Below are 240 nucleotides of genomic sequence, written 5' to 3' on the forward strand. Positions count from 1 at the left end.
GACTACCAGGGTATCTAATCCTGTTTGCTCCCCACGCTTTCGCGCCTCAGCGTCAGTTTTGAGCCAGAAAGTCGCCTTCGCCACGAGTGTTCTTTCCGATCTCTACGCATTTCACCGCTACACCGGAAATTCCACTTCCCTCTCTCAAACTCTAGCTATACCGTTTCCAATGCAATTCCCAGGTTAAGCCCAAGCCTTTCACATCAGACTAATATAACCGCCTACGCGCCCTTTACGCCC

Annotated in this window: 1 rRNA gene; it reads right to left on the reverse strand. The window is 51.2% G+C overall.

Going from position 1 to position 240, the window contains the following annotated elements:
• Positions 1–240: ribosomal RNA gene (locus ACTHSL_RS14140) — 16S ribosomal RNA — on the reverse strand; the annotation flags it as partial.

The sequence above is a fragment of the Neisseria sp. P0008.S010 genome (assembly GCF_051962715.1).
Lineage (GTDB): Bacteria > Pseudomonadota > Gammaproteobacteria > Burkholderiales > Neisseriaceae > Neisseria > Neisseria elongata.